Source organism: Halomonas sp. 3A7M, assembly GCF_014897875.1.
GTDB lineage: Bacteria > Pseudomonadota > Gammaproteobacteria > Pseudomonadales > Halomonadaceae > Vreelandella.
Window position 1 is genome coordinate 1 of sequence record NZ_JABUZD010000097.1, and the last position, 4,607, is coordinate 4,607.

Sequence of the window (4,607 nt, forward strand, 5' to 3'; positions counted from 1 at the left end):
GTGACGTGAAGTAGGTCAACTACGTCGTAGGATGAACGCTTACGAGCCAATGGCATAGCCTGCCAACGCTAAAGGACCAACAAAGGCACCAATTTCAGGCGGCGCAAACAGAATCCAGGCGCCCATTCCCGAGGCTAAAAAGGAGAATCCAAGTGTGGAAGCGGTTTGCGAGTTTCTTGCTGTGACATAGTCATCAAGCGACCCCTGCACATGACGTGCACGCAGACCCAGAAAAGCAAAACAGAATAGCGCCGTACCAAGTACGGCTGACGTTAGGTAAGGCATGTCGCACTTCCTCCGCCGGTATGAACCGGATCAGGTTCCAGGGTCTGCGCAGTGCGCATTCTCAGCCCAACAGCTGCGGGCTCCCCTGGCGACAGTGAATGGAGACGCTATCCTCGGCGAAAGCGGCTCGTTAGTAAAGGCTGGGCGTTAGTAAAATTTATGCGCGAGTCACGCCTAGATGTGCGTCTTTATCCTACTAACGCGGTAGGCGGCCCATCAAATAAAACTCCTCATTGGGGGGCGTACCCGTCATGGTCACTAACCGATTCGACATGCCGAAAAAAGCAGCAATGGCGCCAATATCCCAACAGTCCTCTAGCGTAAAGCCTACTTTCTCTAATGTTGTTTGCCACGCGGCAGAGAACTCCCCAACCTCAATCCCGCAGTGCAATGCAAAGTCCAGCATTACTCGATGGCGTTCGCTTAGCCCTGCCGCCAGATGATTGATAGCGACATTGTCAGCGACTAAAGGGTCTTTACTATAAATTCTCAATAGCGCGCCATGGGCAACAACACAATAGAGGCAACGATTGCGAGCACTGGTAGCCACAACAATCATCTCTTTCTCAGCTTTAGTCAGCGTGTCGGATTCACGCTCCATCAAAGCATCGTGATAAGCAAAAAAAGCGCGGAACTCCTCAGGGCGATGCGCCAGCATTAAGAATACATTGGGCACAAATCCCGCCTTGCTTTGCACTTTTAATATTGCATCACGAATATCGTCAGGCAGTTCATCCAGCGTTTCTGGTACACGGAAACGGCTAAGTCGATTAGTCATCGTTACACCTCACTTCCTGATTGAGCTTTAAATTTTTGTTTTGATTAAACAATTATGTTGTTGGATAACGCGATTCGGTAACAAAACACTAAACAAAGTGACTTTCAATCGCGGCTAACGCTGTCCATACTCTCAACTATTCAATGACCTATAAGCCGTGCAGTAAATACATCAAACGGCAATTAACAGGGACACCAAAATGCATTATTCCGAAGCCAAAGAGCATACGCCTGGGCGCTTGCATACTCTTTTTGCCGACCCTTATTGCGCATTTAAAAACGACACCGATGAGCGTCAGCTTCATATCCGGGTAATGCTGCACACCCTTCTTGCCCTGCCTATGCATCACGCGCGTGCCACCCTCCGAGTTATCCATGGCTGGGAAAACGGCGGCTTCGAGCCAAGTGATCTAAAGCACAAGGACTTCCCGCTTGCCTCATTAGATGATTTCCACCGAGTGGTTAACGAGGTCTCCTCGAACCCTCAAGAACACGAGACGTCGTTAAGCGCTAGCACGTCGCTCCTCTCAGCACCACTAGCTAGCGTATTCGCCAGCGCAGAAGCCGATGGCATCATCGTTTCTGACAAGCTGCGCAGCACACCTGCCCGCTGGCCTGCTTTGAAAGGCGGTTTAGCCATTTATACGCTCTTCAAAATGTATCATCGCTTAGTTTATGGCGAAGATGATAACTACCGCTGCTCTCAGTGCGAAACACCCGATGGCTTGCGTGAGCTGCATGAATTTCATCTCGAAGAAGGTGAATTTGCGCTGCTAGTTCCTCACAACTCAAAAACGCCAACTGCCGCTCCCACCATTCTCGTTATGCACGCCAGTCAGCTTGGCCCTATCGGCCAGCTCCTAAAAAGAAGTCTGCCGTTATTTCAGGATACTTAATCCGAAACGTTAATAGCCCCGCTTATCGCGGGGCTTTTTCATGGTGCAATTAACTCAACGAAATAGTGCTATTAATACCGCTAGATACATTTTCTGGCTCAAACCAGCGGGCAGTGACCGTTTTGGTCTGCGTCCAGAAGGTAATTGCCTGCTTGCCATTCGGCCCCAAGTCGCCAAGCTTGGAAGCTCGCGAACCCGTAAAACTGAAGTACGCGACGGGTACAGGGATCGGCACGTTGATACCAATCTGGCCTACGTCGATATCGGTTTCAAAGCGCCGTGCTACCCAGCCTGAGTTAGTAAAGATCGACGTACCGTTACCGTTAGGGTTAGCGTTGATAAACGCAATCGCGTCATCCAGCGTCTCCACACTGACCACGCATAGCACTGGGCCAAAAATTTCTTCCCGGTACACCGTCATATCAGCGGTCACATCGGCAAACAGAGTTGGGCCAACAAAGTTGCCGTTTGGATAGCCATCTACCGTGCAGCCACGGCCGTCTACCAGCAGCTTAGCCCCCTCTTTCTCACCCGCTGAAATCAGGCGTTCAACGCGCTCTTTCGCTTGTGGTGAGACAAGCGGCCCTAGGTCTGCATCGCGCTGAGTGCCAGGACCGACTTTCATGCTACGCGCGCCTTCCTCAATATCTTTTAGCCACTCACGAGCCTCGCCTACTAGCACGACAACCGAGTTAGCCATGCAGCGCTGACCAGCAGCACCAAACGCCGAGCCGAGTAGGCTATCAATCGCCTGACTGCGGTTGGCATCCGGCATAACAACGCAGTGGTTTTTAGCTCCCATCATCGACTGCATACGCTTACCTGCGGCGGCTGCACGGTTGTAAAGCAAGGAGCCCACATGGGTCGAGCCAATAAACGAAAGTGCTTTAATATCCTGATGATCGGCGATCTGGTTGGCAACATCTGGGCCGCCATGGACTACGTTTAAAACGCCTGCCGGGACGCCCGCCTCATGGGCAAGTTCAACCAGTCGCATGGTGGAACTGGGGTCTTGCTCAGACGGCTTCAGGACAAAGGTATTTCCCGTTGCGATGGCAAGCGGAAACATAAAACAGGGCAGCATAATCGGGAAGTTGAAGGCGGTAATACCTGCGCCAACGCCCAACGGCTGGTGCATAGTGTAAACATCGACTTCATTCGCGGCGTTTTCCGCCAGTTCACCCAACTGCAGCGACGTAATTGAACAAGCGTGCTCAACGACTTCTAAACCGCGCCCTACTTCACCTTCAGCGTCAGGCAGGGTTTTACCGTGCTCTTCGGTAATTAGCGCGGCTAATTCAGCAGTATTTTCGCGTATCAGTGCCTGAAGTTTCAGCATGATGCGCATGCGCTTGCCAAGCGGCACTTTACGCCACCCTTTAAAAGCTGTTTTAGCGCTGGCAATCGCACGTTCCACCTCTTCGGCGGTACAGAATGGTACGCGGGCAACCACTTCCTGAGTCGCAGGGTTGACCACATCACGCCAATCCTGGCTTTGTGACATGACTGGCTGGCCATCGATATACATAGGGATTTCACGAACGGACATGACTTCCTTCCTCAACGTTGTGTTTGTTATGAGACGCAAAGATGAACTCTAGGGTATATCAGCAAGTTGACGTAAACGTCAATTAACCACTTGATAAAGAGTTAGCCAACTCAGCGCTGAGTAAGCAGCCTAGGACTGATGTTCCGCCATTAAAAGGCATCATAAACGCCGTGGAGAACATCAGTTTAGAGATTGGAATGGATGTGATGCCGATTAACGCTGGATAAGCCCGTTGGTTAACCACGGCAACCAGGCGAGAAGGACAAGAGTCACTAACGTTGCTAGCAAAAACGGCAGCAGCGAGCGAAATATTTTAAGCGGCGGCGCACCCGTCATTGAGGAAGCGATAAACAGCCCTGCCCCTACGGGAGGCGTTAACAACCCCATCACCAGGGTTAAACACACCACCACACCAAACTGATAGGGGCTAATAGCGAACTGGCTTTGAGCAATGGGCATTAAAATCGGCACCACTAAGATTAGCGCCGCAATGCCATCAATCACCATTCCCACTAACAGCAGTGCGCCAATCACCAGTAGCAAGAACACGAAGGGGTCGCTGGTCAACGCGGCAATCCATGCGGCGGCCATCTGCGGAAGCTGCTCATAAATCACCACCCAGCCAAACACGCCAGCGGCGGCAATCAGCATGATGACCAACCCAGCATTAATCGCCGTGCGCGTTAGCACCTGGGGTAGCTGGCTTAAACGCAGGTCACCGTATACAAAGCGGCCCATGATTAAAGCCGCTAGAGAGGCCAGCGCAGCCGACTCGGTTGGCGTGGCAACTCCCCATAGGATGCCACCAATAATGATCACTGGAATGAGCAGTGCTGGTAGCCCCCAAAGCAGGTCATGAAGTGCCTGAGAGCGAGTCGGCCACTGGCCTTTAGGGTATTGCTGAACCAAGCCTACCAAGGCAATCACTATAAAAAAGCCTGTTCCCAAGAGCAGCCCCGGCAGCAACCCCGCAATAAACATTTCTGCAATAGGCACTTGGGCCATGACGCCAAACAACACAAACAGCATGGAAGGTGGAATAATCGGCGACAGTAGCCGGTAGTTGTCAAGAAATCTGTCGCCTCTGAGGTCTTTTAGGC

4 protein-coding genes, 1 pseudogene and 1 riboswitch are annotated in these 4,607 nt (G+C 51.8%); of the genes and pseudogenes, 1 reads left to right on the plus strand and 4 read right to left on the minus strand.

What is annotated here, in order from left to right; genetic code table 11:
* Positions 1–42: 42 nt before the first annotated feature.
* Positions 43–285, minus strand: a pseudogene (locus INT19_RS08795) (sodium:solute symporter); the annotation flags it as partial.
* Positions 275–382, minus strand: a riboswitch (TPP riboswitch). Its footprint overlaps the pseudogene before it by 11 nt.
* 99 nt (positions 383–481) lie before the next feature.
* Entirely contained in the window at positions 482–1,063 is a 582-nt protein-coding gene (locus INT19_RS08800) for a peroxidase-related enzyme (protein ID WP_095603902.1), read from the minus strand.
* Positions 1,064–1,262: 199 nt separating this feature from the next.
* Here INT19_RS08800 and INT19_RS08805 point away from each other — a divergent pair, with 199 nt between their 5' ends.
* Positions 1,263–1,958: a hypothetical protein gene (locus tag INT19_RS08805; protein ID WP_120386540.1), complete on the plus strand. Its 696-nt coding sequence runs from the start codon at positions 1,263–1,265 to the stop codon at positions 1,956–1,958.
* Between the two features lie 49 nt (positions 1,959–2,007).
* Here the strand turns inward: INT19_RS08805 and INT19_RS08810 are convergent, their stop codons facing one another.
* Positions 2,008–3,507 (minus strand): CoA-acylating methylmalonate-semialdehyde dehydrogenase, encoded by a 1,500-nt coding sequence (locus INT19_RS08810; RefSeq protein ID WP_193060479.1) that lies wholly within the window; start codon positions 3,505–3,507, stop codon positions 2,008–2,010.
* Between the two features lie 213 nt (positions 3,508–3,720).
* The coding region (locus INT19_RS08815) for a TRAP transporter large permease subunit (protein WP_193060480.1) at positions 3,721–4,607 on the minus strand (887 nt) is incomplete at its 5' end.

Bases quoted from the DNA above. Each gene is read 5' to 3' on its own strand.
- INT19_RS08805 (WP_120386540.1), top strand. From the start codon at position 1,263: ATGCATTATTCCGAAGCCAAAGAGCATACGCCTGGGCGCTTGCATACT.
- INT19_RS08810 (WP_193060479.1), bottom strand. From the start codon at position 3,507: ATGTCCGTTCGTGAAATCCCTATGTATATCGATGGCCAGCCAGTCATG.
- INT19_RS08800 (WP_095603902.1), bottom strand. From the start codon at position 1,063: ATGACTAATCGACTTAGCCGTTTCCGTGTACCAGAAACGCTGGATGAA.